Source organism: Mesorhizobium sp. M7A.F.Ca.CA.001.08.2.1, from assembly GCF_003998455.1.
GTDB classification, from domain to species: domain Bacteria; phylum Pseudomonadota; class Alphaproteobacteria; order Rhizobiales; family Rhizobiaceae; genus Mesorhizobium; species Mesorhizobium ciceri.
This window is the reverse complement of sequence record NZ_RZPW01001364.1, coordinates 1-670: the sequence shown is the minus strand read 5'-3', so window position 1 is coordinate 670 and position 670 is coordinate 1. Positions and strand designations below refer to the sequence as shown.

General features: G+C 63.6%; 2 protein-coding genes. Both read right to left on the bottom strand.

From position 1 onward, the window contains the following. The coding region (locus EN914_RS37420; RefSeq protein ID WP_127389784.1) for a flagellar hook-basal body complex protein at nt 1–228 on the bottom strand (228 nt) is incomplete at its 3' end. A gap of 79 nt (nt 229–307) precedes the next feature. Next, the coding region (locus tag EN914_RS37415; protein WP_164779268.1) for a winged helix-turn-helix domain-containing protein at nt 308–670 on the bottom strand (363 nt) is incomplete at its 5' end.

Below are 670 nucleotides of genomic sequence, written 5' to 3'. Positions count from 1 at the left end.
GTACTGAAGCACGCCCGGATCGCTGACCGCCTGACGGATCGTCGTGGTGACGCCGCCGGAATTGTAGGCGCCGCCGGTCGACGGCATGACCAGCGTCGAAAATTCGGCGGAGGACCGCTTGTAACCCGTGGTATCTGAATTGGCGATGTTGTCGGCGACCGTCGACAGGCGGTTTGCCTGCGCGTTCATGCCGGAAACGCCGGTCCGCATCATTCCATAGAGGCTCATCGAAACGTCTCCGCTGTGTCCATGCTGCTGGCTGCGAGGCTACGCATGTTTTCTTGCGCGAGGCTGGCGCGGCGCTGCATCAGAAGACGAGCCGGTAGCCGAGGAAACGCTTGGAATCGATCGGGTCGGTGCCCAGCTTCTCGCGCAGCTTCTTGCGCAGTTTGCTGATGTGGCTTTCCACCACGTTCTCCTCGACCTCTTCGTCGAAGATGCCGTAGATGGCGTTGAAGACCTGGGTCTTGGTGACCCGGCGCCCGCGATTGCTCGCCAGATATTCGAGGATGCGGCGCTCGCGGCGTGGCAGGGGGAGGGGCTGACCGTCGATCTCGGGGTCGCGGCCGTCCATGAAGATGCGCATGGCGCCGATCTCGGTGTAGGCGACGTCTTCCTGGGCGCGGCGGCGGATCGCGGTGATGCGGGCCAGGATCTCACGGATATGGAC